This is a genomic window from Flavimobilis sp. BM9 (assembly GCF_058313055.1).
On sequence record NZ_JBZEMO010000001.1, the window covers coordinates 87,324 to 111,090 of the forward strand.

Below are 23,767 nucleotides of genomic sequence, written 5' to 3' on the forward strand. Positions count from 1 at the left end.
CCCAGCCCGGCCTCGAGCCGTGACTGCCGCTCACCCGTCCATGACGAGCGGCTCCCCCCGGGGAGGGACGGGATTCGCCGATCGGGTCAGACCTGGCCTGAGCGCGCCCGCGCGCGCCCAGAACCGGGTCCGACTGCTGCTCAACGACGAGGAGAAAGATCGTGACACTCAGTTCCGCGCGCACGCTCGCGACCGCCTTCGTGGTGGTCTCGGCGCTCGCCACGACGCTGGCGGTCGCACCGCCGCCACCGGTGCAGGCCGCTCCGCTCGCCCCGACGAACGCACCAGACGGCGTGATCCCGGTGGACGCCTGGGTCGACGAGTTCGAGGGCTCAGCACTCGATGCGCGATGGCGGACGGTCAACCCGTCAGGTTCCGCAGTGACGGTGACCGGGGGCGCGGCCCGGATCGCCTCGCAGGGCGGGGACACGTGGCAGACGTCCAACACGGCGACGAACCTGCTGATGGTCGACGTCCCGGACGCCGACTTCACGGCGGTGACCGCGCTCGACGCCCCGGCGACCCTCGACTACCAGGGCGCCGGCCTGATGGCCTGGCAGGACATCGACAACTACGTGCGCGCAGGGCTCGCCCACGTGGGCTTCACGACGAGCGCACCGCACGAGTTCCCGAGCCCCGAGGTCCTCGAGACAGGCGTCGAGGTCGCAGCCGCGTACAGCTCGACGTTCGCGAGCCGACCAGGCTCCACGTCGGAGATCATCCGGCTGCAACGCACGGGCGACACGCTCACGACGAGCTACTGGGCTGACGGTGCGTGGCAGCAGACCGCCTCGACCGAGCTGCAGTTCCCGGTCACGCAGGTGGGCCTGTACGCGCTCGCGGCTCAGGACGGGACTAGCCACACGGCTGCGTTCGACTACTTCGCGCTGACGGTGGCCGACGGCGACGACGTGGTTCCCGAGGGGACGTTCACGCTGCGAGGCACGGGCGACGCGCAGTACCTGGCCGCCCCGGGCGGCGTGCTCGGACTGGCGGCGGAGCGACCGACGTCGACGCTCGCCCTGACCGCTGCCGCGGTCGCGGGCCAGCCGGGCGTCATCACGCTCGGCTCGGGCGGGTACCCGGTCGTGCTGCAGGGAGCGGGCCTGGCGATGGGAGAGGTCGGCGCCGAGGCGGCGCGGCTGCGGCTGACGGACGCGGGCGGCGGGACGCACGTGCTGCGCACGGCGACGGCGACGTCGTCGGCGGGGTACGTGGGACTCGATCCCTCGGGCGCGTTCGTGCTGGGCGCACAGGAGGACGCGGTGCGGCTGGTCCTGACGACGGTCTCGCTCGTCGACGGTGCGAGCCTCGACATCGACGGTGACGCGACGAGCATCGAGACGTCCGACGAGCTGTACGGCATCTTCTACGAGGACATCAACTACGCGGCCGACGGCGGCCTGTACGCCGAGCTCGTCCGGAACCGGTCCTTCGAGTTCAACAGCTCGGACAACGGCTCGTTCAACGGCCTGACGTCCTGGGAGAAGCTCGCACGAGGGCCCGGCGCGGGCTCGACGTCGAGCGTCGTCAACGACGCGGCGCGGCTCAACGCGATGAACCGGAACTACCTCAAGATCGAGGCGGCAGGGGCCGGCGCGGGCGTGCGCAACACGAGCTACAACGTGGGCGTCCCGGTCAAGGCGGGCGAGAAGTACGACTTCACCGTCTGGGCGCGGTCGGCGGTCGCGCAGACCCTCGACGTGGTCGTCGAGAACGTGGGAGCGACGCAGACGTACGCGGCCGGGGCGGTCGCGATCGACGGGTCGGACGTCTGGAAGAAGTACGCGGTGACGCTCACGGCGACCGCGACGACAGACGCTGGCCGTCTCGCGGTCCTCGCCGGTGCCGCGGGCACGCTGCGCCTCGACATGATCTCCCTGTTCCCGCAGGACACCTGGGTCGGGCCGGTCAACGGCAAGAGCCCGCTGCGCAAGGACCTTGCGGAGAAGATCGCCGACATGGCGCCGAAGTTCCTGCGGTTCCCCGGTGGCTGCGTGACGAACGTCGGGACGTTCAAGACCTACGAGGAGTCGGGCTTCACGGACCGCCAGCGGACGTACCAGTGGAAGGAGACCATCGGGCCGGTCGAGGAGCGCCCGACCAACTGGAACTTCTGGGGCTACAACCAGTCGTACGGGATCGGCTACCTCGAGTACTTCAAGCTCGCGGAAGACCTCGGCGCGGTCCCGCTCCCGGTCGTCTCGGTCGGTGCGAACGGCTGCGGGTCGACGATCCCGGAGATGAAGGACCCCGAGACGATCGCCCGGTGGGTCGACGACACGGTGGACCTGATCGAGTTCGCGATCGGTGACACCTCGACCGAGTGGGGCGCGATCCGCGCCGGGCTCGGTCACCCCGAGCCGTTCGACCTGCGGTACATCGGCCTCGGCAACGAGGAGAACACGACGACGTTCGAGGCGAACTTCCCTGCGTTCCGCGACGCGATCGCCGCGCGCTACCCGCAGATCGAGATCATCTCGAACTCGGGCCCGGACTCGTCGGGCTCACGCTTCGACACGCTGTGGGCGTTCAACCGGGCGCAGGACGTCGACATGGTGGACGAGCACTACTACCGCGACCCGTCCTGGTTCATCGCAAACCACCACCGTTATGACTCCTACGACCGCAACGGCCCCGCCGTGTTCCTCGGCGAGTACGCCTCCCGGGGCAACACGTTGTGGAACGCCGTCGCCGAGGCGTCCTACATGACGGCGCTCGAGCGGAACTCCGACATCGTGCGGCTCGCGTCCTACGCACCGCTGCTGTCGAACGAGTCGTACGTCCAGTGGTCGCCGGACGCGATCTGGTTCGACAACGACGAGTCGTGGGGCACGCCGAACTACTACGTCCAGAAGATGTTCGCGCAGAACCACGGCGACGAGGTCGTGCCGAGCACGTTCGCTGGTGCGCCGGTCGTGCCCCGGCCGCTCCACGGCGGCGTCTTCCTCTCGACGTGGTCGACCGCGGCGTCGTACGACGACGTCCGGGTGACGAGCAACGCCGACGGCGCAGTCCTGTTCGAGGACGACTTCACGGACGCGTCGGGCTGGGAGCCGAAGACGGGCAGCTGGTCCGTCGTCGACGGCCGGTACACGCAGTCGTCGACGACGGTCACCGACGCACGCTCGATCGTCGCGGACGCGTACGCCAAGGACTGGGAGGACTACACGCTCGAGCTGACCGCCCGGAAGACCTCCGGCTCGGAGGGCTTCCTCGTGGGCTTCGCCGCGGGTGGTGCGAACAACTTCTTCTGGTGGAACCTGGGCGGCTGGAACAACACCCGCTCCGTGCTGCAGAAGGCGGACGGGTCCACGGCCAACGAGGTGAAGGCGGTGGAGGGACACTCGATCACGACGGGCCGCGACTACCAGGTCAAGGTCGTCGTCGAGGGACGCACGATCAAGCTGTTCCTCGACGGTGAGCTGCAGATCGAGTACGAGGACGTCGTCGCGACGGAGGAGGTCTTCCAGGTCGTCACGCGGGACGCCGACACGGGCGACCTCGTCGCGAAGGTCGTCAACACCTCGGAGTCGACGCAGCGCACGACGGTGCGCGTGAGCGACGTGACGGTCCTGCCGACGGCGACCCTCACGGAGCTTGCAGGCGCTGCGAGCGACCGCAACACGAAGGCGGACCCGACCACGATCGTCCCGACCACCCGCGAGCTGACGGGGGTGTCGAACGAGTTCGTCCACGACTTCGCGCCGATGTCGGTGACGTTCCTGCGGTTGCGCACCGCGGACGGCGTCGCGCCGGCGGTCGACTCGGTCGACGTCTCGGGTGAGGCGGTCCGCGGCTGGCGCCGCGCGCCGGTGACGGTCACGGCGAAGGCGTCGGACAACCGTCCGGGCGTCGTCGTCCAGACCCGGGTCGACGGCGGCGCATGGGTCCCGGCTGCGGGCGCCACCGCGACGGTGGCGGTCTCCGCCCCCGGGGCGCACGAGGTGGAGATCCGGGCCGTCGACGACGCCGGCAACGTCTCGCAGGCCCGCTCGGCGGTCGTCCTGATCGACGAGACCGCGCCGACGACGTCGGCTCACGTCGACATGGAGGCCCGCACCGTGACCCTGCGCGGCGCCGACGACGGCGCAGGGCTCGCGCGCATCGAGCACCGCGTGGGATCGGGGTCGTGGATGACCTACTCGGCCCCCGTGGCTGTCGGCCCGGCCGAGACGACCGTCGCCTTCCGCGGCGTGGACGCTCTCGGCAACGTCGAGGTGACGAGCTCGGTGGTGGTGCCGCGGGCGGGTGGTGTGCTGGCGCCGTCGGCGACGGTGGCGGTGGTCTCGTCTGCTTCGGTGGCGTTCGGGTCGAAGGTGAGCGTGCGGGTGCGTGTGTCGGGTTCTGGCGGTGTGCCGTCGGGCATGGTGCGTGTGCTTGACGGTTCGCGGCTGGTGGCGTCGGCGACGTTGTCGAAGGGTGGTGCGTCGGTCGTGCTGCCGCGGGACCTGGCCGTGGGTCGTCGGTCGTTGACGGTCTCGTACGGCGGTGACGCGAGGTTCGCGGGGTCGTCGGACGTGGTCGTGCTCGACGTCGTCAAGGCGAGCTCGAAGGTGTCGGTGAAGGTATCGCCGAAGAAGGTGACGGCGCGGTCGAAGGCGACGCTCGCGGTGACGGTCACGAGTGCGGGCGCGAAGGCGTCGACGGTGAGCGCGAAGGTCACCTCGAAGGTCAAGGGCAGGTCGCGCACGGTGACCACGCGCGAGGCGAGCGTGTCAGCGGATGGGAAGGCGACGGTGCGTCTCCCGAAGCTGAAGAAGGGGACCTACACGGTCAAGGTCACCTATTCGGGGTCGTCGTCGGCGGAGAAGGCCACGAAGACCGTCAAGCTCACCGTCCGCAGGTAAGGACCTGGCGCAGGGCGCACTGCCGCGCCCGGCGTCCCCTCCCGGGGTGGGCTCTCGCCCCCTAGGGCCCACCCCACCCCCTCACGAAGGAGTGACATGAGAACACGCAGGACAGCGCTCAGCCGGTGGCTCGCGCTCGGAACAGCATGGACGGCAGCGACTGCGGTCGCCCTGACAGGGCTCGCAGCAGTGCCTGCCCAGGCGGCGGACGCGGATCCGGACCTCATCGCCTGGTACAAGCTCGACGAGACCGAGGGCACGGTCGCCGCGGACTCGTCCGGCAACGGCCTCGACGGCACGGTCACCGGAGCGGCGACCTGGAACGCTGGCGACGGGTTCATCTTCTCGGGCGGCGCGAACAACAGCGGCAACGCCGTGACGTTGCCGAACGACATGCTCGCGGGCGTCGATGACGTGACGATCGACTTCGACGTCTGGGTCGACGCCTCGCTCAGCGGCAACTACTTCATCTTCAACTTCGGCAACCCCGCCGTCTACCCCGCCGGAACCGGGTACCTGTTCGTCACCGGCAAGGACGACGGCTCACGTTTCCGCGCGACCATCGCGTCCGGCGGGCACGGCACCGAGCAGTCGGTAGCCCGGGCCGGCGGGCTGGCGACGGGCACGTGGAAGCACGTCACGTACGTCGTCGACGGCGGGTCCGCGGCGGCGCCGGGCGCCGCGCGCCTCTACGAGGACGGCCAGCTCGTCGCCTCGACGAGCGGGCTCACGATCTCCCCGAAGGACCTGGGCGAACCCGACGGCACGACGACGCGCAACGTCCTCGGGCACTCGGCCTACCCGGACAACTCGTTCAAGGGCCGGATCCGTGACTTCAAGGTCTACGACGGCCTCCTCGACGCGCCTGCCGTGCGCGCCGCGGACGCTGCGGCGATCGACCTCGGTGATCTCAGCTCGGTCGGGACCGACCTGACGCTGCCGGCCCGCGGAGGGGGCGGTTCCGCGATCACCTGGGAGTCGAGCAACCCCGCGGTCGTGTCGGCGTCGGGCGCGGTCGTCCCGGTGGACGACGTCGTCGACGTCACGCTCACCGCGACCGTCACGCTCGCAGGAGCGTCCGTCAGCCGTGACTTCGTCGTGACGGTCCGCTCGCTGCAGCAGCAGGTCGACGAGGTGCTCGCAGGCCTGAGCATCCCGAACGCCGACGAGGTGCGTGGCAACATCACGTTGCCCGCGCAGGTCGGCGGCGTACCCGTCACCTGGGAGTCGAGCGCGCCGGGCGTCATCACCCCCACGGGTGAGGTGACCCGCCCCGCCGTCGACGGCGACCCGGTCGACGTCACGCTCACGGCGTCGGTCGCGGCTGGCTCGGCCGCGGGGACCCGCACCTTCCAGACGCGGGTCCTCCCGGCACGCGCCGCCGAGGAGCCCACCGCCTACTTCTTCCCGTACTTCACGGGTGAGCAGGCGGGCGGCGAGAAGATCTTCTTCGGGGCCAGCAAGGGCAACGACGCGCTGCACTGGGACGAGCTCAACGACGGCAAGGCCGTCCTGACCTCCGCCTACGGTGAGAAGGGCCTGCGCGACCCGTTCATCATCCGCTCGCCCGAGGGCGACAAGTTCTTCCTCCTCGCGACCGACCTGCAGATCGCTGCAGGCGGCAACTTCACGACTGCGCAGCAGACCGGCAGCCTCTTCCTCGAGATCTGGGAGTCGACCGACCTGGTGAACTGGTCCGACCAGCGGCACGTCAAGGTCTCCTCGGACTACGCCGGCAACACGTGGGCACCTGAGGCGCACTGGGACGAGTCGACGGGCAGCTACCTCGTGTACTGGGCGTCCAACATCTACGACTCCACGAGCCCGACGGGTCGGAACGCGCTGACGAACTACAACCGCATGATGGTCGTCAGCACGCGGGACTTCGTGACGTTCACGGAGCCGCAGACCTGGATCGACGTCAAGCGGGCCAACGGCAAGGGCATGATCGACTCGACCGTCGTCGAGCACGAGGGCGTCTACTACCGCCTCACGAAGGACGAGGCGTCCATGACGGTCCGCCAGGAGAAGTCGACGGACCTGCACGCGCGGATCAACGGCACGCTGCCGACCACCACGAGCACGCCGGGTTGGCAGCTCATCAAGGAAGCGGTCGGCGTCGGCCAGCCGAACGGCTGGGGCGGTGCGTTCACCAACGGTGAAGGCCCGACCGTCTTCAAGGCGAACGACGGCGATGTCAACACGGGCGGCGTGGACACCTGGTACCTGTTCCAGGACCAGCCGAGCTACCACGGCGGTCGCGGCTACGTGCCGTTCTCCTCGACGGACCTCGAGTCGGGCACGTGGACGAGCGTCGCCGAGCAGGCGGACCTCCCGCTGAGCCCCCGGCACGGAACCGTCCTGCCGATCACGCAGACGGAGTACGAGAACCTGCTCGCGGCATACCAGCCTGATCTGCTCGTCGACTCGATCGCGGCGCAGACCGTCGTGACCAGGGAGGGCATCGCGCCCACCCTGCCGACGACGGCGACCGTCACCTACCGAGACGGCTCGACCCGCGCGGTGCCCGTGACCTGGCCGACGATCGACCCCGCTCAGTACGCTGCGCGCGGTTCGTTCACCGTCGCGGCGGCGCCGGTCGCCGGGTCGGACGTCGAGGCGAGCGTCACCGTCGTCGTGCGTGACGCCGTCGACCCGACGGTCACGCTCACGACGAACCCGTCCACGCCCACGGGCGCAGCAGGCTGGTGGACCGGCGCGCCGGTCACGGTCGTGGCGTCCGGCACGGACGACTCGGCCATCGCGTCGGTCGAGGTCTCGGTCGACGGTGGAGCCTGGCAGACGACTGCTGGCGCCACCGCGACGGTCACCCTGACGGCCGACGGCCGCCACCAGGTGCGTGCACGGGCGATCGACACGACCGACAACGTGTCGGCGGTCGCGGTCGCCGACGTCGACATCGATGCGACCGCACCCGTGACGCGCGCGACCGTGGACACGAAGGCTCGGACGGTGACAGTCGTGGCGGCCGACGAGTGGTCGGGCGTGGCCCGCGTCGAGACGCGGGTCGGGTCAGGCGCCTGGCAGCCGTACACAGCGCCGGTCGCGGTCGGTTCTGACGCGACCACGCTCGCGTACCGCGCGGTGGACAAGGCGGGCAACGTCGAGGTGGCGAGCTCGGTGGTGGTGCCTCGTGCGGGTGTGGTGCTGGCGTCGTCGGCGACGGTGGCGGTGGTTGCTCCGGAGCGGGTGTCGTTCGGCAAGGCTGCGAGCGTGCGGGTGCGGGTCTCTGGTGCTGGCGGGGTTCCGTCGGGTCAGGTGCGTGTGCTCGATGGTGCGCGTGTGGTCGGGTCGGCGACGTTGAAGCAGGGTGGTGCCACGGTGCGTCTGGTCAAGGACGTCGCGGTGGGTCGTCGGTCGTTGACGGTCTCGTACGGCGGTGACGCGAGGTTTGCGGGGTCGTCGGACGTGGTGGTGCTCGAGGTCGTCAAGGCGAGCTCGAAGGTGTCGGTGAAGGTGGCGCCGAAGAAGGTGACGGCGCGGTCGAAGGCGACGCTCGCGGTGAGCGTGACGAGCGTGGGTTCGCGGGCCGGGAAGGTGGGCGTGAAGGTCACCTCGAAGGTCAAGGGCAAGAACCGCACGGTGGTGACGCGCAACGTGAGCGTGGGTGCGAACGGCAAGGCGTCGGTGCGGCTGCCGAAGCTGGGCAAGGGCACCTACAAGGTGACGGTCACGTTCGGTGGCTCGTCGTCAGCGAACAAGGCCGCGACGACCACCAACCTCACCGTCCGCCGCTAGGCCTGGTCCCCGAAGGACTCGGCGCGCGACGCCCACCCCCACGGGCGCCGCGCGCCGTCCCCGGGGTGGGCCCTGCCCAGGGCCCACCCCAACCCCCACGAAGGAGTGACATGACTGCACTACCCACCCGGGCGGCATCCCGGACCGGCCGGGCGATCGCCTGGTCGGCGATCGCCGCCCTCACGCTCACCGGCCTCGCGGCAGCGCCCGCGCAGGCTGCCGACCCCGCACCCGCGGGCATGGTCGCCTGGTACAAGCTCGACGAGACCGCCGGCACCGTCGCCGTCGACTCGTCCGGCAACGGCAACGACGGGACCGTCGACGGCCCCACGACCTGGAACGACCGCGACGGCTTCACGTTCTCCGGCGGCTCCGCGAGCAGCGGAAACGCCATCAGGATGCCGGACAACATCCTCGCCGGCCTCGACTCGATCACTGTCGCGACCGACGTCTGGGTGGACCCAGCGCTCCAGGGGAACCACTTCATCTACAACTTCGGCAACCTCGCCGTCGGGAGCCCGCAGAGCGGCAACGGGTACCTCTTCACGACCGCGTTCCCGTACCGGGTCGCGCTCAGCCAGGGCGCGTGGGGCGGCGAGGGCGGCAACGTCACGTCCGCGGGTCGCAACCTCACGCAGGGCGTCTGGAAGCACATCGCCTACACGCAGACCGGGACGACCGGCATCCTCTACGAGGACGGCGTCGAGGTGAGGCGTACCGAGGGTGTCTCCGTGACGCCCGGCTCGATCGGCGGTGGCGTCACGACGCGCAACGTCCTCGGGCGCTCGGCCTACGCAGCCGACGGCTCCTTCAAGGGAGTCCTGCGCGACTTCCGCGTCTACGACCACGCGCTCCCCGCGGGCGACGTCGCCGACCTCGCCGACCGTGTGATCGACGACGTCCTCGCGGACGCGGCTGCGAGCCTCGACCTCGGCGACCTGACCGCCGTCAGCGGGGACCTGACGCTCCCCGCGCTCGCCGGCGGCGTCGCCGTCTCGTGGTCCTCGGACAAGCCTGACGTCATCTCGGCGACAGGCCGCGTCACGCGTCCCGCCTCCGGCGGCGACCCGTCCGACGTCGTGCTGACCGCGACCCTCACGAAGGGAACCGCGTCCACGGCACGCACCTTCGCCGCGACGGTCCTGCCCGACGTCACCCCGGCCGAGAAGGCCGCCTGGGACGCCGAGCACGTCGAGCTCGTCGCCCCGGACGACGTCCGCGGCCACATCACGCTCCCGACGACCGGCCCGCTCGGCTCTGCCATCACGTGGACCAGCTCCGCTCCCGACGTCGTCACCACCACGGGAGAGGTGACACGCCCCGCCTACGGCGAGGACGACGTCGTCGTCACCGTCACGGCGCACGTCGTGAACGGCGCCGCGACCGCGACGTCCACCCGCCGGCTCACCGTCAAGGCTGCGCCGCGTGCGGTGCCGACCGAGGGCTACGTGTTCTCCTACTTCACCGGCAACTCGATCGCCGGCGAGAAGATCTACCTCGCGGCGAGCCGCGGCAACGACGCCCTCCGGTGGGACGAGCTCAACGCCGGCACCCCCGTCCTCGAGTCCACCCAGGGCACGAAGGGACTGCGCGACCCGTTCCTCATCCGCTCACCGCAGGGCGACCGCTGGTACCTCATCGCGACCGACCTCTCGATCGGTCGCAACGGCGACTGGGACGTCGCGCAGCGCCACGGCAGCCAGTACATCGAGGTCTGGGAGTCGACCGACCTGCAGACCTGGTCCGAGCAGCGCCACGTCAAGGTGTCCCCGGACAACGCAGGCAACACGTGGGCACCCGAGGCGTACTGGGACGACGAGCTCGGCGCGTACGTCGTGTTCTGGGCGTCCAAGCTGTTCGCCGCTGACGACCCGGACCACACGGGCAGCCAGTACAACCGCATGATGTATGCGACGACGCGTGACTTCGTGACGTTCAGCGAGGCGAAGGTCTGGCAGGACTCGGGCAAGTCGCTCATCGACTCGACCGTCCTCAAGGAGGACGGCTGGTACCACCGGTTCACGAAGGACGAGGGCTCGGCGAGCGGCTGCACGGACATCATCCAGGAGCGTTCGCGCACGCTCACCGCTCCGCTGTCCGAGTGGGAGCACGTGACCGACTGCATCGGGCAGAAGGCCAGCACCCGCGCGCTCGAGGGGCCGACGATCTTCAAGGCCAACGAGGGTGACGTCAACGGCGGCGGCTACTACCTGTTCGTCGACGAGTACGGCGGCCGCGGCTTCATCCCGATGCACTCGGCGAGCCTCGACGACCCGACCTGGGTCATCCCGTCGCCGTACACGCTGCCGACGAGCCCGCGGCACGGCACGGTCGCGCCTGTGACGAAGGCTGAGCTCGACGCCGTCCGTGGCAACCCCGCCACAGCGGTCACGTCGACGACGCAGCTCACGCTCACCCCGGCCCCGGCAGGCACCGCGTCTCGCGCCGACGTCACGGTCGTCGCGAGCGACAAGGGGCAGGTCGTGGGCTCCGTGCGCCTCTCGGTCGGCGACACGTGGTCGACGACGGTCCGCCTCGTCGACGGCAAGGCGCGCGTCACGCTCCCCGACACCCTGCGTGCCGGGTCGGTCGACGTCGTCGCCGCGTACCTCGGCTACGACGTGGTCGGGGCCAGCTCGACGTCCGGGATGCTCGTCGTGCCGGCGCCGGCTGACACGACCGCGCCCGTGACGAGCGCGACCGTCGACGCGGTGGCGCGCACGGTCACGCTGCGCAGCGCGGACGGCGGCTCGGGCGTCGCCCGGATCGAGTACCGCCTCGTCACCGGCTCGACCCCGACCGCGTGGACGACGTACTCGGGTCCGGTGGTGGTGGGTTCGGGTGAGGTCACGGTGGAGTTCCGTGGCGTGGATCGTGCGGGCAACGTCGAGGTGGCGAGCTCGGTGGTGGTGCCTCGTGCGGGTGTGGTGCTGGCGTCGTCGGCGACGGTGGCGGTGGTTGCTCCGGAGCGGGTGTCGTTCGGCAAGGCTGCGAGCGTGCGGGTGCGGGTCTCTGGTGCTGGCGGGGTTCCGTCGGGTCAGGTGCGTGTGCTCGATGGTGCGCGTGTGGTCGGGTCGGCGACGTTGAAGCAGGGTGGTGCCACGGTGCGTCTGGTCAAGGACGTCGCGGTGGGTCGTCGGTCGTTGACGGTCTCGTACGGCGGTGACGCGAGGTTTGCGGGGTCGTCGGACGTGGTGGTGCTCGAGGTCGTCAAGGCGAGCTCGAAGGTGTCGGTGAAGGTGGCGCCGAAGAAGGTGACGGCGCGGTCGAAGGCGACGCTCGCGGTGAGCGTGACGAGCGTGGGTTCGCGGGCCGGGAAGGTGGGCGTGAAGGTCACCTCGAAGGTCAAGGGCAAGAACCGCACGGTGGTGACGCGCAACGTGAGCGTGGGTGCGAACGGCAAGGCGTCGGTGCGGCTGCCGAAGCTGGGCAAGGGCACCTACAAGGTGACGGTCACGTTCGGTGGCTCGTCGTCAGCGAACAAGGCCGCGACGACCACCAACCTCACCGTCCGCCGCTAGAAGCACCGGCGGCCTCCTCGGAGGTCGCCGGTGCGGCGGGGTGGCCGCATGGGTGCCACCCCGCCGCACCGGGGTCGACGGAGTGGAGAACCGGCGGCCCCGGGAGGGTCAGGTCCGACCATGGCGAAGGTCGGACCTGACCCTCGCTCGCGCCCTCAGGGGCGTGCCGCGAACCGCTCGAGCAGCTCGGCGTGCCCGGAGACGACGAGCATGTCGTTCGCCGAGATGCGGGTCTGGGGCGTGGCGTAGATGAAGTCCTGCCCCGGCGGCTTCACACCGATCACGGTCACGCCGTAGCGTGCGCGCACCTTCGACTGCTCGATGGTGAAGCCCTGCGTCTCCTTCGGCGGGCGCATCTTCACGATCGTGAAGCCGTCCTCGACCTCGATGTAGTCCATGAGCTTGCCCGAGACGAGGTGCGCGACGCGGTTGCCTGCGTCGGCCTCCGGGAACACGATGTGGTGCGCGCCGATCCGCTGGAGGATGCGGCCGTGCTCCGCGGAGACGGCCTTCGCCCAGATCTGCGGCGTGCCGATGTCGACGAGGTTGCCCGTGATGAGGACGGACGCCTCGAGCGACGAGCCCACGCCCACGACCGCGACCGGGAAGTCCCGTGCCCCGAGCTGCTCGAGCGCCTCGGGGTTGGTCGCGTCGGCCTCGACGAGCGGCAGCCGCCCCGTCCAGTGCTGGACCTGCGCGGCCGAGCGCTCGACCGCGAGGACGTCCTGACCCAGACGGTCGAGGGTCGTCGCGATAGAGGCGCCGAAGCGCCCGAGACCGATGACGAGGACACCCGCGTCCTGGGTGCTCGCCGGTGTGTTCCTGTCAGCCAATGATGGGCCTCTCCTCGGGCAGCCGGATGACGCGACGGCGGTCGCGCAGGGCGAGGGCTGCAGCAAGAGTCATGGTGCCGGTGCGGCCCACGAACATCAACACGATGAGGACGTACTTGCCCTCTTCGGGGAGCAGATGGGTGACACCTGTCGACAAGCCGCACGTCGCGAACGCGGAGATCGTCTCGAACAGCAGCACGTCGAGGGACCAGCCGGTGATCTCGAGGAGCACGAGCGTCGAGATCAGGACGGCCGTCGCGCCGATGAACGCGACCGCGATCGACAGTCGCAGGGTGTCGCGCGGGATGCGCCGGCCGTACGCCTCGATGTCGCGGTCACCGCGGGCCTCCGCGATGATCGCGAGCATGAGCACGGCGAGCGTCGTGACCTTGATGCCGCCTGCGGTCGACGCCGAGCCGCCGCCGACGAACATGAGCGCGTCCGTGATGAGCCAGCTCGACTCCTTCATCGAGCCCGTGTCGACGACCGAGAACCCGCCTGAGCGTGGCATGACGCCCGCGAACAGGGAGGTGAGCAGCTTGGCCGGCCACCCGAGGGGGCCGATCGTCTCGTCGTTGCGCCACTCGAACGCTGCGAACAGGACCGCGCCGAGCGCGACGAGCGCGCCCGACACGGTGAGCGTGAGCTTCGTGTGCAGGTTCCACCGGCTCGCGCGACGGCCGACGCGCGCGATGTTGAGGATGACGGGGAAGCCGAGGGAACCGATGAACACGCCCAGGATGATCGGCAGGAGCAGCAGCCAGTCGCCCGCGTGGGGGACGAGCCCCTCGGCGGTGGGGATGAACCCGGCGTTGTTGAACGCGGACACGGCGTAGAACACGGAGTGCCAGAGCGCCTCGCGGAACGTCTCGTGGAGCGCCATGAAGCGCGGCAGGAGGAGGGCCGCGATGACCGACTCAAGGGTGAGCGACGTGATGACGACGACGCGGATGAGCGAGCCGACCTCGCCGAGCCGTGTCGTCTTCGTCTCCGACGCGGTCAGGAGCCGCTGCGTGAGGCCGATGCGCCGGGAGACCGCCGCACCGAGGATCGACGCGAGGGTCATGACGCCGAGACCGCCCACCTGGATCCCGGCGAGGATGACGGCCTGGCCGAACACCGACCAGTAGGTGCCGGTGGGGACTGTCACGAGACCGGTCACGCACACGGCGGACGTCGCGGTGAAGAACGCGTCGACGAACGGGGCGCGTACGCCGGTCGAGGTTGCGGCGGGAAGGTTGAGGAGGGCCGTGAAGACGGCGATGACGCCGGCGAACGTCACGAGCGCGAGGCGTGCAGGGGAGCGGCGGGCGATACGGTCGACGAGCTCCCGTCCGGCCCACAACGGTGCCGACAGCTTCGGCGCCATCGGTCACCTCCCTCTCCGTACGGCGTACTGGCCTATGGTGCCACCTCTGCGGCTGCGCGGTGGGGGACCTGGACGTGCCGCGCCGTCGAGCACCGCGCGCGCTAGCGTGACGCTCATGGCGGCGACGGTGCACGTGGCGTGGGCTGCGGACCTGCTCGGCTACGACTTCGGTCCGGGGCACCCGATGGCGCCCTTGCGCCTGCACCTGACGATCGAGCTCGCGCGCGCCCTCGGGGTGCTCGACGCCGACGGGGTCGTCGTCGCGGACGCCGGCATCGCGCCGGACTCCCTCCTCGAGACGGTCCACACCCCCGAGTACGTCGCAGCGGTCCACGCGGCGTCGGGCGGCGTGCGCGACCTGCACCGCGGGCTGGGCACGCAGGACGACCCGCTGTTCGCGGGCATGCACGACGCCGCCGCGCGCATCGTCGCGGGCACGTGCGCGGCAGCCCGCGCCGTCTGGCGCGGCGACGCCCTGCACGGGGTGAGCGTCGCGGGCGGCATGCACCATGCGATGCCGGACGCGGCGTCGGGGTTCTGCGTCTACAACGACGCCGCTGTCGCGATCCGCGCGCTCCTCGACGACGGCGTGGAGCGCGTCGCGTACGTGGACCTCGACGCGCACCACGGTGACGGCGTGCAGAAGGTGTTCTGGGACGACCCGCGGGTGCTGACCGTGTCGGTCCACGAGAGCCCTGCGACGCTCTTCCCGCACACGGGCTACCCGACCGAGACCGGCGGGCCGGGCGCGCCCGGGAGCGCGGTCAACGTCGCGCTCCCGGCGCGCACGGGACCCGCAGGCTGGCTGCGCGCGATCGACGGCGTCGTGCCTGAGGTCCTCATGGACTTCCGGCCGCAGGTCCTCGTGACGCAGCACGGCTGCGACGCCCACGCGCACGACCCTCTCTCGTCGCTGCGCGTCAGCACGGCTGCGCAGCGCGCCGCCGTGCGGCGCATGCACGCCCTCGCGCACCAGCTGTGCGACGGCCGGTGGGTCGCGCTGGGAGGTGGGGGCTACGCGGTCGTCGACGTCGTGCCGCGCGTGTGGGCGAGCCTCCTCGCCGAGGCCGCGCACGTGCCCGTGCCCGCGCACACCCCGCTCCCCGAGGAGTGGCGTGAGCTCGTGCGCCGGGAGGTCGGCGCCGAGCCGCCCGCGGTCATCGACGAGGACGGGGACGAGCAGCACGCGGACCCGTCCTGGTCCGGCCGGTACGACCCGGCCGACGGTGTCGACCGCGCCGTCATGGCGACGCGGTCCGCGGTCTTCCCGCTGCTCGGGCTGCACCCCGAGCCGTACTGACGGGCAGGTGGGGTGTCCTTCCTGGGAGGGTGAAGCATCTTCCCTCGTGAGTCGCGCAGGGCCTAGAGTGTGCTGCACGCGCGGCCCAGGCTGTGCGTCCGCACACCCACCTGACCAGGTTCGACACGAGGAGCGCTTGCATGTCTGACGCCGCCGCGAGGCCTCGCTTCCTCACCGTCGCCGAGGTGGCCGACGAGATGCGTGTGTCCCGCATGACCGTCTATCGCCTCGTCCACTCGGGCGAGATCCCGGCGGTCCGGGTCGGCAAGTCGTTCCGCGTGCCCGTCGAGGCGCTGCAGCAGTACCTCGGTGGGGCTCAGGACCTGCGGGACCTGAAGTCCTCCTGACACCTGTGTCGCGGGCAGGGTGCGGCAGGGGTTAGACTGGCGGACGGACTTTCCGAGCGCGGTGCCTCCCGGTGTGCCGTGCAAGCTACCGATCGACATTGCGAGGACCCGTGGGCTCCGTTATCAAGAAGCGTCGCAAGCGTATGGCGAAGAAGAAGCACCGCAAGCTGCTTCGCAAGACGCGCCACCAGCGTCGCAACAAGAAGTAAGGACGCCGCAGGCGTTCTCTGCGAAGAGCCCTCGTCCCTCGGGACGGGGGCTCTTGCCGTACCTGGTGGTGGCCTCGCGCGTCGGCCGGGCGTCAGCGCTGCGTCACCGCTTGGCGATCGAGCGGCGGACCGACCGTGCGACCTGGGTCAGGAACCACACGAGACCCGCGGCGCTCGCAGTCTTCACACCGCGCTTCGCGAGGCGGCGCTTGCCGCGGAACTCCCGCACGGGCCAGCCGACGTCCTTCGCGTGGCGCCGCAGCCGCGGCTCCGGGTTGATCGCGCACGGGTGGCCCACCGAGCTGAGGATCGGGATGTCGTTCGCCGAGTCGCCGTACGCGTAGCAGTGGGCGAGGTCGAGGCCGAGCCGGTCCGCGAGCTCGCGCGCTCCGGCCTCCTTGCTCTCGCCGTGCATCATCTCGCCGACGAGACGCCCCGTGTAGACGCCGTCCTTGTGCTCCGCGATCGTCGCGAGCGCCCCGGTCGCGCCGAGGTGCCGGGCGATGAGCTCGCCGATCTCGATGGGCGTCGCGGTGATGAGCCACACCTGATGGCCCGCCGCGAGGTGCGCGTCGAGGATCTTGCGCGTGCCGGGGAAGATCCGCAGCGACAGGACCTGGTCCCAGACCTCCTCGCCGATCGCGGTGACCTCGGCGACCGTGTGCCCCTTGATGATGCCGAGAGCGCGGTCGCGCACGGAGCTGATCTGCTCCTTGCTCTCGCCGAGCGCGATGAAGCGCCACTGCTGCAGCGCTGCGAAGACGAGGTCGCGGATCTTGAAGAAGTCACGGCGGTACAGGCCGATCGCGAGGTGGAAGGCGCTTGCGCCGCGGATGATCGTGTTGTCGACGTCGAAGAACGCGGCGATGCGTGTCGGGTCGACGGTCGTGCTCTCGACGGGGCTGGCCAGGTCGAGGGCCGCGTCGGCGGCGGCCTCGGCCGACTGCTCGGGAACCGGCTCGACCGACTCGTCTGCGGAGGGCTCGCGGGCGGTCGACATGTCGTCCACTCTAGCGAGACAGTCCGTACTGTTGCCGTATGGAACCGGTGACCACCTCGTCCGCCGGCGCAGCGCCGCGGGTCCAGCTGCTCGTTCGTGCGTCCTGCCACCTGTGCGACGACGCCCGTGTGGTCGTCGCGGCCGTGTGCGCCGAGGCGGGGGAGCGGTGGGTCGAGGTGGACGTCGATGGCGACGCGGAGCTCGTCGCTCAGTTCTCCGACTACGTGCCGGTCGTCCTGGTGGACGGCGTGCAGCAGGCGTTCTGGCGGGTCGACGAGCGGCGGCTGCGCCGTGCGCTCGGGGGGCCGTCGGGGGTGGCGCGATGACGTCGACGGCGGTGCCGCCGCCGACGCTGACGCGGCTCCCCGTGTACGCCCGGGTCCTCGACGATCTCGTGCGGCGTGGTGTCGTGACGGCGTCGTCGGTCGAGCTGGCGGCGGCGGCCGGGGTCGAGCCTGCGCAGCTGCGTCGGGACCTGTCGCACCTGGGGTCGTACGGCAAGCGTGGTGTGGGGTACGACGTCGCAGAGCTGCGCGCGCACGTGCGTGGCGCGCTGGGCGTGGGGCGGCGTCGCGGCGTCGTGGTGGTCGGTGTCGGCAACCTGGGCCGGGCGGTCGCGAGCCATGCCGGGCTGGTGCCGCGTGGCTTCGAGGTGGTCGCGCTCGTCGACGTCGACCCGGAGGTGGTCGGGACGACCGTCGCCGGGGTCGAGGTCGCGGACCTTGCGGAGCTGCCTCGGCTCGTGGTGGCGCGGGACGTGTCGCTCGCGGTGCTGACGGTGCCGGGCGGGGCCGCGCAGGACGCGCTCGACGCGGTCGCGGCGAGCGGTGTGCGGTCGGTGCTGAGCTTCGCGCCGCGGGCGCTCTCGGTGCCTGACGGCGTCGCGCTGCGGAGCGTGGACGTCGCGGCCGAGCTGCAGATCCTGTCGTACTACCTGCCGCCTGTCTGAGGGTGGGCATGACGAAGGCCCGGCGCAGGGGGTCGCCGGGCCTTCGGTCTGTGACGAGGATCAGGCCTTGACGGCGGAGACCTCGAGGAGGATGGCGACCTTGTCGCTCACGAGCACGCCGCCGGCCTCGAGGGCGGCGTTCCAGGTGATGCCCCACTCCTTGCGGGAGATGGTGACGGAGGCCTCGAACCCGGCGCGGGCGGCGCCGAACGCGTCGACGGCGGAGCCGGTGTACTCGAGCGCGAGCTCGACGGGCTTCGTGACGCCGGCGATCGTGAGGTCGCCCGTGACGAGGAAGTCGCTGCCGTCGGCCTTGACGGAGGTCGAGGTGAAGGACCAGGTCGGGTTGACGTCGGTGGAGAAGAAGTCGGCGCTCTGGAGGTGGGCGTCGCGGTTCGTGTCGCCGGTGCTCAGGGCGGTCGCGTCGAGCACGGCGGTGACGGAGGAGCTCTCGACGTCCTCGCCGATGACGATGGTGCCCTCGGTGACGGGGACGGTGCCGCGGACCTTGGAGATGCCGGCGTGGCGGACGGTGAACCCGGCCTGCGTGTGCGAGCCGTCGATCGTGTAGGTGGCGGGGGCGAGGCCGGTGGGCAGAGCGGTCATGGTGAGTCTCCTGGGGTGTGCGACGAGGTTCATGCGGCTGCATTGATTGCCGTTTCAAGTTAATCTTCAACCACATCCGCGCGGAACGCAAGTGGTCTCCACCACACGGCTCAGAGACGAGCGCCACACCCGGCGCGAGCGGGAAGTTTGCGACACTAGGCCCATGCCTCAGACCACGGTCCACCTGATGCGCCACGGCGAAGTCCACAACCCCGAGGGGATCCTCTACGGGCGCCTGCCCGGGTACCACCTCTCCGAGCGCGGCTACGAGATGGCCGCCCGCGTGGCCAAGCACTTCGCCGGCGAGACGAGCGAGTCGACCCCGGCAGGCACCACCCCCGTGCGGCGAGACATCACGCACGTCATCGCGTCGCCGCTCCAGCGCGCCCAGGAGACCGCGACCCCGATCGCAGCCGCGTTCGGCCTCGAGCTCGGCACCGACGAGCGGCTCATCGAGGCGGGCAACTACTTCGAGGGCAAGACGTTCGGCGTCGGCGACGGCTCGCTGCGCCACCCGCGGCACTGGCCCCGCCTCATCAACCCGTGGCGCCCCTCCTGGGGCGAGCCCTACAAGCAGCAGGTCGCCCGCATGCGCGCCGCGATCGAGGACGCCCGGAGGCTCGCGGAAGGTCACGAGGTCGTCCTCGTCTCCCACCAGCTCCCCGTGTGGATCACGCGCTCCTCGTACGAGGGCCGCCCGTACTTCCACGACCCGCGCAAGCGCGAGTGCTCGCTCGCGTCGGTGACCTCCCTGCGCTTCGACGGCGACCGCTTCGTCGGCCTCGACTACTCCGAGCCCGTCGCCGACCTGCTGCCGGGCGCGTCCAAGGTCGCAGGAGCCTGAGCCGGCCGTGAACGCCCGCCCCCACCCCGCCCGAGCCGCACGACGCGCGGTCGCCGCCGCCGTCGCCGCTCTCGTGCTGCTCGCCGGCTGCTCCTCCGCACCGGACGACGGGCCGACCCAGATCGCCGACCAGGGCTACCAGTCGGGCGACGGCTCGGTGCGCACGTGGGCCGCCGCCGAGCGCGGCCCCGCGCTCGAGCTCACGGGGACCGACTACACGGGCGAGGCGGTCGACGTCTCCGCGTGGCGCGGCGACGTCGTCGTCCTCAACACGTGGTTCGCCGCGTGCCCGCCCTGCCGTGTCGAGGCGCCCGTCCTCGCCGAGCTCGCGACGTCGCGAGCCGAGCAGGGGGTGCACGTCCTGGGCATCAACCGCACCGACGACGCCGGGGCGGCGCAGGCCTTCGAGCGCACATACGAGATCCCGTTCCCGTCGGTCGACGACCGGTCGGGCGCCGCGACGTCGGCCCTCGAGGGCGTGGTCCCCGTCGCCGCGACCCCGACGACGGTCGTGCTCGACCGGCAGGGTCGCGTCGCCGCACGCGTCCTCGGGCTGCTCGACGCGACGACGATCGCCGCGATCATCGACGACGTCCTGGCCGAGACGTGATCGTCCTCGCGGACGCCGGGACGACGGTCTTCAGCGGCTCCCTCCTCCTCGCGCTCCCCATCGCCGTCCTCGCGGGGCTGCTGTCCTTCGCGTCGCCGTGCGTCCTGCCGCTCGTGCCCGGCTACCTCGGGTACCTGGGCGGCATGGCTGGTGCCGCCGACGCGCGGCGCGTGCGCGGGGCGGCAGCCGCCGCACCGACCGGCACCGCGCAGACCGACGACCAGACCGCCCCCGCGCAGACCGAGGAGCGCACCTCCGGCCGCGGCCGCGTCCTCGCCGGCGTCGGGCTCTTCGTCGCCGGCTTCACGGTCGTCTTCGTCGCGTACGGCATCCTCTTCGGCTCCGTCGGCGGGCTCCTGCGGGAGCACCAAGAGACGCTCACCCGCGTCCTCGGCGTCGTCGTGATCCTCATGGGGCTCGCGTTCGTCGGTCTCCTCGCACCGCTGCAGACCGACCGCCGCTTCCACCTCGCCCCCCGCGCGGGGCTGTGGGGAGCGCCGCTCCTCGGTTTCGTCTTCGGCCTCGGCTGGACGCCCTGCATGGGGCCGACGCTCGTCGCGATCAATGCGCTCGCCCTCGACCAGGGCACCGCAGGCCGCGGCGCCGTCCTCGCGGTCGCCTACTGCCTCGGGCTCGGCCTGCCGTTCCTCGCCGTCGCGCTGGGTCTCGAGTCGTCCGTGCGGCTCACCGCGTTCCTGCGCCGCCACCGTCTCGCCGTGATGCGCGTCGGAGGCGGCCTCCTCGTCCTCGTCGGCATCGCGCTCGTCACCGGGCTGTGGGGTTCCCTCACGCAGTCGCTCGCTGGGCTCGTCGGCGGATTCGAGACGGCGCTGTGAGCGGCTACCGCCCCGAGGGCATCGAGGACGCGTTCGTCGAGAACGGGTCCGCGCCCCTCCCGGCGCTCGGCGTCGTCGGCTGGATCCGCTGGACGTGGCGCCAGCTCACGAGCATGCGCGTCGCGCTCCTCCTGCTCATGCTGCTCGCGGTCGCAGCCGTCCCGGGCTCTGCGCTGCCGCAGCGCCCGCAGAACCCCGCAGCAGTCGAGCAGTACCTCGCGGACCACGCGACCGCAGGCCCCTGGCTCGACCGGATGGGCATGTTCGACGTCTACGCGTCGGTGTGGTTCTCCGCGATCTACATACTGCTGTTCGTCTCGCTCGTCGGGTGCATCACGCCGCGCGTGCGCGCCCACTGGCGCGCCCTGCGCGCGAAGCCTCCGCGCACGCCGCGACGCTTCGAGCGCTTCCCGGCACGCGCCGAGCGGGTCGTCGCCGCGTCGCCCGCCGACGTGGCCGACGCCGCGGCGGCGCACCTGCGCGGGCCCCGTTGGCTCCCGCGGTTCCGCGTCGAGCAGAGCACCGAGCCCGCCCCTGCGGGCGCGCTCGGCGGCGTCGCGCACACCGTCTCCGCCGAGCGCGGGTACCTGCGCGAGACGGGCAACCTGCTCTTCCACCTCGCGCTGCTCGGGCTGCTCGTCTCGGTCGGCGTGGGCCAGGCGCTCGAGTACCGCGGGCAGGCGATCGTCGTGCAGGGCCGCGGCTTCGCCAACTCGGTCAGCGCCTACGACACGTTCTCGTCCGGCACGGCTTTCGACCCGGAGTCGCTGCACCCGTTCTCGATCACGCTCGACGACTTCGACGCGGAGTTCACCGAGGACGCGAGCCTCGCCGCGAAGGACTTCACGGCGCACGTCACCGTCCGCGACGACGAGCAGGCGCCTCGCCCCGAGACGATCAAGGTCAACCACCCGCTCGAGATCGGCGGCGCCAAGGTCTACCTCCAGGGCAACGGCTTCGCACCTGACGTCGAGGTCGTCGACGCCGACGGCAACGTCGCGTTCTCGGGGCCCGTCCCGTTCATCCCGGAGGACGCCGTCTACACGTCGCGCGGGGTCATCAAGGTGCCCGACGTCACGTCGGGCGACCAGATCGGCCTCGTCGGCTACCTCCTGCCGACCGCGCAGATGACCGAGGGCGGCCTTCGCTCGATCCACCCGGACCTGCGCAACCCCGTGCTCGTGCTCACCGTGTGGCGCGGCGACCTGGGCCTCGACTCCGGGATCCCGCAGAACGTCTACGAGCTCGACACCGACGCGATGATCCAGGTGGACGACGGCGACGAGCCGGCCACGATCCTGCTCTCGCCGGGCCAGAGCGTCGACCTGCCTGACGGCCTCGGCCGCCTCACGTTCCGGGGCGGCCTGCCCGACGACCCGACGCAGACCGCGACGGGCGTCCCCCGTTTCGTCGCGCTCGACCTGCGGCACGACCCGGCGCTCACCTGGATCGCGACGTTCGCCGTCGCCTCCCTCGCCGGCCTCATGCTGTCGCTCTTCACGCCGCGCAGGCGCGTGTGGCTGCGCGCCTGGACCGAGACGGTCGACGGCGCGCCACGTACAGTGGTGAGCGCAGCAGGCCTCGCCCGTACCGACGATGCCGGGCTCCCTGGCGAGGTCGACGCGATGCTCGACGCGGCGTCGGCCGCGATCCCGCCCCCCGGGGCTACGACGAACGACTCCGAAGGAGCCGACCGATGACCATCGGTGAGATCAGCGACATCCTCGTGTGGGGTGCAGCGACCGCCTACACGATCGCCATGGTCGCGTTCGCGATCGACATGGCGCGCCGCGCGGGCGCGCCCGTCGAGGAAGCAGCCCCGCAGCCGGCGCTCGCCACCGCGATGAGCGTCGCATCCACCGCGACCACGCCCACGTCGATCACGACCCCCGGGTGGTCCGCGCGACCAGACTCCACGGTCGGCACGAGCGCGTCCGCGAACGCTGGCCGCGGCAAGGGCACACCCTGGGGCGCATGGCGCAGCTCGAAGCCGCTCGGCATCGCGATGTCGACGCTGTGGCTCGGCTTCCTGTTCAACCTCGCAGCGATCGTCACCCGCGGCGTCGCCGCCGGACGCGCGCCGTGGGCGAACATGTACGAGTTCACGCTCGTCGGTGCCTTCTGCACGGTCCTCGTCTTCCTCGTGATCCAGCAGCGTCTCGAGGTGCGCTTCCTCGGCATCTTCGTGACGATCCTGTCGGTCTCGGCGCTCATGGTCGCGCTCAACGCCTTCCACGTCGCGGCAGCGGGCGTGCAGCCGGCGCTGCAGTCCTACTGGCTCGTCATCCACGTGGGCATCGCGATCCTCGCGACCGGCGTCTTCGGGGTCGCGTTCGCCACCTCGGTCCTGCAGCTCCTGCAGGACTCGCGCGCGAACGGCTCCGGGGTGCTCGCGTCGTGGCACTGGCTCGACTCGGTGCCCCGGCCTGCGCAGCTCGAGGTGCTGAGCTTCCGGATCAACGCGGTCGGCTTCGTGATGTGGACCTTCACGATCATCGGCGGCTCCGTCTGGGCCGAGGATGCGTGGGGGCGGTACTGGGGCTGGGACCCCAAGGAGGTCTGGAGCTTCGTCATCTGGGTGGTCTACGCGGCGTACCTGCACGCGCGCACGACGCGCGGCTGGTCGGGGCGGCGCGCCGCCTGGTTCGTCGTCGTCGGCTTCGCGTGCGTGCTGTTCAACTTCACCGGCGTCAACATCCTGTTCAACGGGATGCACAGCTACTCGCAGATCTGA

The 23,767-nt window shown here is 71.2% G+C and carries 17 protein-coding genes; 13 read left to right on the top strand and 4 right to left on the bottom strand.

The genetic code is table 11. The annotated features are described in order from the left end of the window. Positions 1-161 precede the first annotated feature (161 nt). From AC4F3Q_RS00390 to AC4F3Q_RS00400, 3 genes are all read left to right on the top strand, one after another. On the top strand, positions 162-4,850 hold the full coding sequence (locus AC4F3Q_RS00390) for an alpha-L-arabinofuranosidase C-terminal domain-containing protein (RefSeq protein ID WP_491038292.1): 4,689 nt from the start codon (positions 162-164) through the stop codon (positions 4,848-4,850). 96 nt (positions 4,851-4,946) lie between these two features. After that, positions 4,947-8,609, top strand: a complete 3,663-nt coding sequence (locus AC4F3Q_RS00395) for an immunoglobulin-like domain-containing protein (RefSeq protein WP_491038293.1) — start codon at positions 4,947-4,949, stop codon at positions 8,607-8,609. Positions 8,610-8,719: 110 nt separating this feature from the next. Next, on the top strand, positions 8,720-12,130 hold the full coding sequence (locus AC4F3Q_RS00400) for an immunoglobulin-like domain-containing protein (RefSeq protein ID WP_491038294.1): 3,411 nt from the start codon (positions 8,720-8,722) through the stop codon (positions 12,128-12,130). 155 nt (positions 12,131-12,285) lie between these two features. Here AC4F3Q_RS00400 and AC4F3Q_RS00405 read toward each other — a convergent pair whose 3' ends face one another. Beyond that, positions 12,286-12,963, bottom strand: a complete 678-nt coding sequence (locus AC4F3Q_RS00405) for a potassium channel family protein (protein ID WP_168446409.1) — start codon at positions 12,961-12,963, stop codon at positions 12,286-12,288. Next, positions 12,956-14,332 (bottom strand): TrkH family potassium uptake protein, encoded by a 1,377-nt coding sequence (locus AC4F3Q_RS00410; protein ID WP_491038295.1) that lies wholly within the window; start codon positions 14,330-14,332, stop codon positions 12,956-12,958. The genes AC4F3Q_RS00405 and AC4F3Q_RS00410 overlap by 8 nt, the downstream gene beginning before the upstream one ends. A 115-nt stretch (positions 14,333-14,447) precedes the next feature. Here AC4F3Q_RS00410 and AC4F3Q_RS00415 point away from each other — a divergent pair, with 115 nt between their 5' ends. The 3 genes from AC4F3Q_RS00415 (at position 14,448) to AC4F3Q_RS00425 (ending at position 16,188) form a co-directional block, all read left to right on the top strand. Next, the gene (locus tag AC4F3Q_RS00415; RefSeq protein ID WP_491038296.1) at positions 14,448-15,632 is read left to right on the top strand and encodes an acetoin utilization protein AcuC; all 1,185 of its coding nucleotides are present in this window, start codon (positions 14,448-14,450) and stop codon (positions 15,630-15,632) included. 140 nt (positions 15,633-15,772) lie between these two features. Beyond that, positions 15,773-15,979, top strand: coding sequence for a helix-turn-helix domain-containing protein (locus tag AC4F3Q_RS00420; protein WP_168446406.1), 207 nt, complete (start codon positions 15,773-15,775; stop codon positions 15,977-15,979). A 110-nt stretch (positions 15,980-16,089) separates the two neighbouring features. After that, the gene (locus tag AC4F3Q_RS00425; RefSeq protein ID WP_003792170.1) at positions 16,090-16,188 is read left to right on the top strand and encodes a 30S ribosomal protein bS22; all 99 of its coding nucleotides are present in this window, start codon (positions 16,090-16,092) and stop codon (positions 16,186-16,188) included. A 103-nt stretch (positions 16,189-16,291) separates the two neighbouring features. On the opposite strand, the gene AC4F3Q_RS00430 is transcribed toward AC4F3Q_RS00425, so the two are convergent. Beyond that, entirely contained in the window at positions 16,292-17,188 is an 897-nt protein-coding gene (locus AC4F3Q_RS00430; protein WP_491038297.1) for an HAD family hydrolase, read from the bottom strand. Positions 17,189-17,226: 38 nt separating this feature from the next. On the opposite strand from AC4F3Q_RS00430, the gene AC4F3Q_RS00435 reads away from it, so the two are divergent. Both AC4F3Q_RS00435 and AC4F3Q_RS00440 read left to right on the top strand, forming a co-directional pair. Beyond that, a complete protein-coding gene (locus AC4F3Q_RS00435; protein WP_491038298.1) occupies positions 17,227-17,514 on the top strand; it encodes a glutaredoxin family protein in 288 nt (95 codons plus the stop codon). After that, the gene (locus AC4F3Q_RS00440; RefSeq protein WP_491038299.1) at positions 17,511-18,137 is read left to right on the top strand and encodes a redox-sensing transcriptional repressor Rex; all 627 of its coding nucleotides are present in this window, start codon (positions 17,511-17,513) and stop codon (positions 18,135-18,137) included. The genes AC4F3Q_RS00435 and AC4F3Q_RS00440 overlap by 4 nt, the downstream gene beginning before the upstream one ends. A gap of 60 nt (positions 18,138-18,197) precedes the next feature. Here the strand turns inward: AC4F3Q_RS00440 and AC4F3Q_RS00445 are convergent, their stop codons facing one another. Further along, complete coding sequence (locus AC4F3Q_RS00445; protein WP_491038300.1) at positions 18,198-18,743, bottom strand: YceI family protein; 546 nt, start codon at positions 18,741-18,743, stop codon at positions 18,198-18,200. Between the two features lie 163 nt (positions 18,744-18,906). On the opposite strand from AC4F3Q_RS00445, the gene AC4F3Q_RS00450 reads away from it, so the two are divergent. The 5 genes from AC4F3Q_RS00450 to ccsB are packed head-to-tail and all read left to right on the top strand — an operon-like array spanning position 18,907 to position 23,767. Further along, positions 18,907-19,587, top strand: coding sequence for a histidine phosphatase family protein (locus AC4F3Q_RS00450; protein WP_168446400.1), 681 nt, complete (start codon positions 18,907-18,909; stop codon positions 19,585-19,587). Positions 19,588-19,594: 7 nt separating this feature from the next. Then, on the top strand, positions 19,595-20,197 hold the full coding sequence (locus AC4F3Q_RS00455) for a TlpA family protein disulfide reductase (RefSeq protein ID WP_350308718.1): 603 nt from the start codon (positions 19,595-19,597) through the stop codon (positions 20,195-20,197). After that, the gene (locus AC4F3Q_RS00460; RefSeq protein WP_491038827.1) at positions 20,197-21,033 is read left to right on the top strand and encodes a cytochrome c biogenesis CcdA family protein; all 837 of its coding nucleotides are present in this window, start codon (positions 20,197-20,199) and stop codon (positions 21,031-21,033) included. Before AC4F3Q_RS00455 ends, AC4F3Q_RS00460 begins: the two co-directional genes overlap by 1 nt. Then, positions 21,030-22,733 (top strand): cytochrome c biogenesis protein ResB, encoded by a 1,704-nt coding sequence (gene resB / locus AC4F3Q_RS00465; RefSeq protein WP_491038301.1) that lies wholly within the window; start codon positions 21,030-21,032, stop codon positions 22,731-22,733. The genes AC4F3Q_RS00460 and resB overlap by 4 nt, the downstream gene beginning before the upstream one ends. Next, positions 22,730-23,767 (top strand): c-type cytochrome biogenesis protein CcsB, encoded by a 1,038-nt coding sequence (gene ccsB / locus AC4F3Q_RS00470; RefSeq protein ID WP_491038302.1) that lies wholly within the window; start codon positions 22,730-22,732, stop codon positions 23,765-23,767. The genes resB and ccsB overlap by 4 nt, the downstream gene beginning before the upstream one ends.

Excerpts from the sequence above, each read along its gene's own strand:
- AC4F3Q_RS00395 (WP_491038293.1), top strand. The coding sequence starts at position 4,947 with ATGAGAACACGCAGGACAGCGCTCAGCCGGTGGCTCGCGCTCGGAACA.
- AC4F3Q_RS00400 (WP_491038294.1), top strand. The coding sequence starts at position 8,720 with ATGACTGCACTACCCACCCGGGCGGCATCCCGGACCGGCCGGGCGATC.
- AC4F3Q_RS00410 (WP_491038295.1), bottom strand. The coding sequence starts at position 14,332 with ATGGCGCCGAAGCTGTCGGCACCGTTGTGGGCCGGACGGGAGCTCGTC.
- AC4F3Q_RS00415 (WP_491038296.1), top strand. The coding sequence starts at position 14,448 with ATGGCGGCGACGGTGCACGTGGCGTGGGCTGCGGACCTGCTCGGCTAC.
- AC4F3Q_RS00420 (WP_168446406.1), top strand. The coding sequence starts at position 15,773 with ATGTCTGACGCCGCCGCGAGGCCTCGCTTCCTCACCGTCGCCGAGGTG.
- AC4F3Q_RS00430 (WP_491038297.1), bottom strand. The coding sequence starts at position 17,188 with ATGTCGACCGCCCGCGAGCCCTCCGCAGACGAGTCGGTCGAGCCGGTT.
- AC4F3Q_RS00435 (WP_491038298.1), top strand. The coding sequence starts at position 17,227 with ATGGAACCGGTGACCACCTCGTCCGCCGGCGCAGCGCCGCGGGTCCAG.
- AC4F3Q_RS00440 (WP_491038299.1), top strand. The coding sequence starts at position 17,511 with ATGACGTCGACGGCGGTGCCGCCGCCGACGCTGACGCGGCTCCCCGTG.
- AC4F3Q_RS00445 (WP_491038300.1), bottom strand. The coding sequence starts at position 18,743 with ATGACCGCTCTGCCCACCGGCCTCGCCCCCGCCACCTACACGATCGAC.
- AC4F3Q_RS00450 (WP_168446400.1), top strand. The coding sequence starts at position 18,907 with ATGCCTCAGACCACGGTCCACCTGATGCGCCACGGCGAAGTCCACAAC.
- ccsB (WP_491038302.1), top strand. The coding sequence starts at position 22,730 with ATGACCATCGGTGAGATCAGCGACATCCTCGTGTGGGGTGCAGCGACC.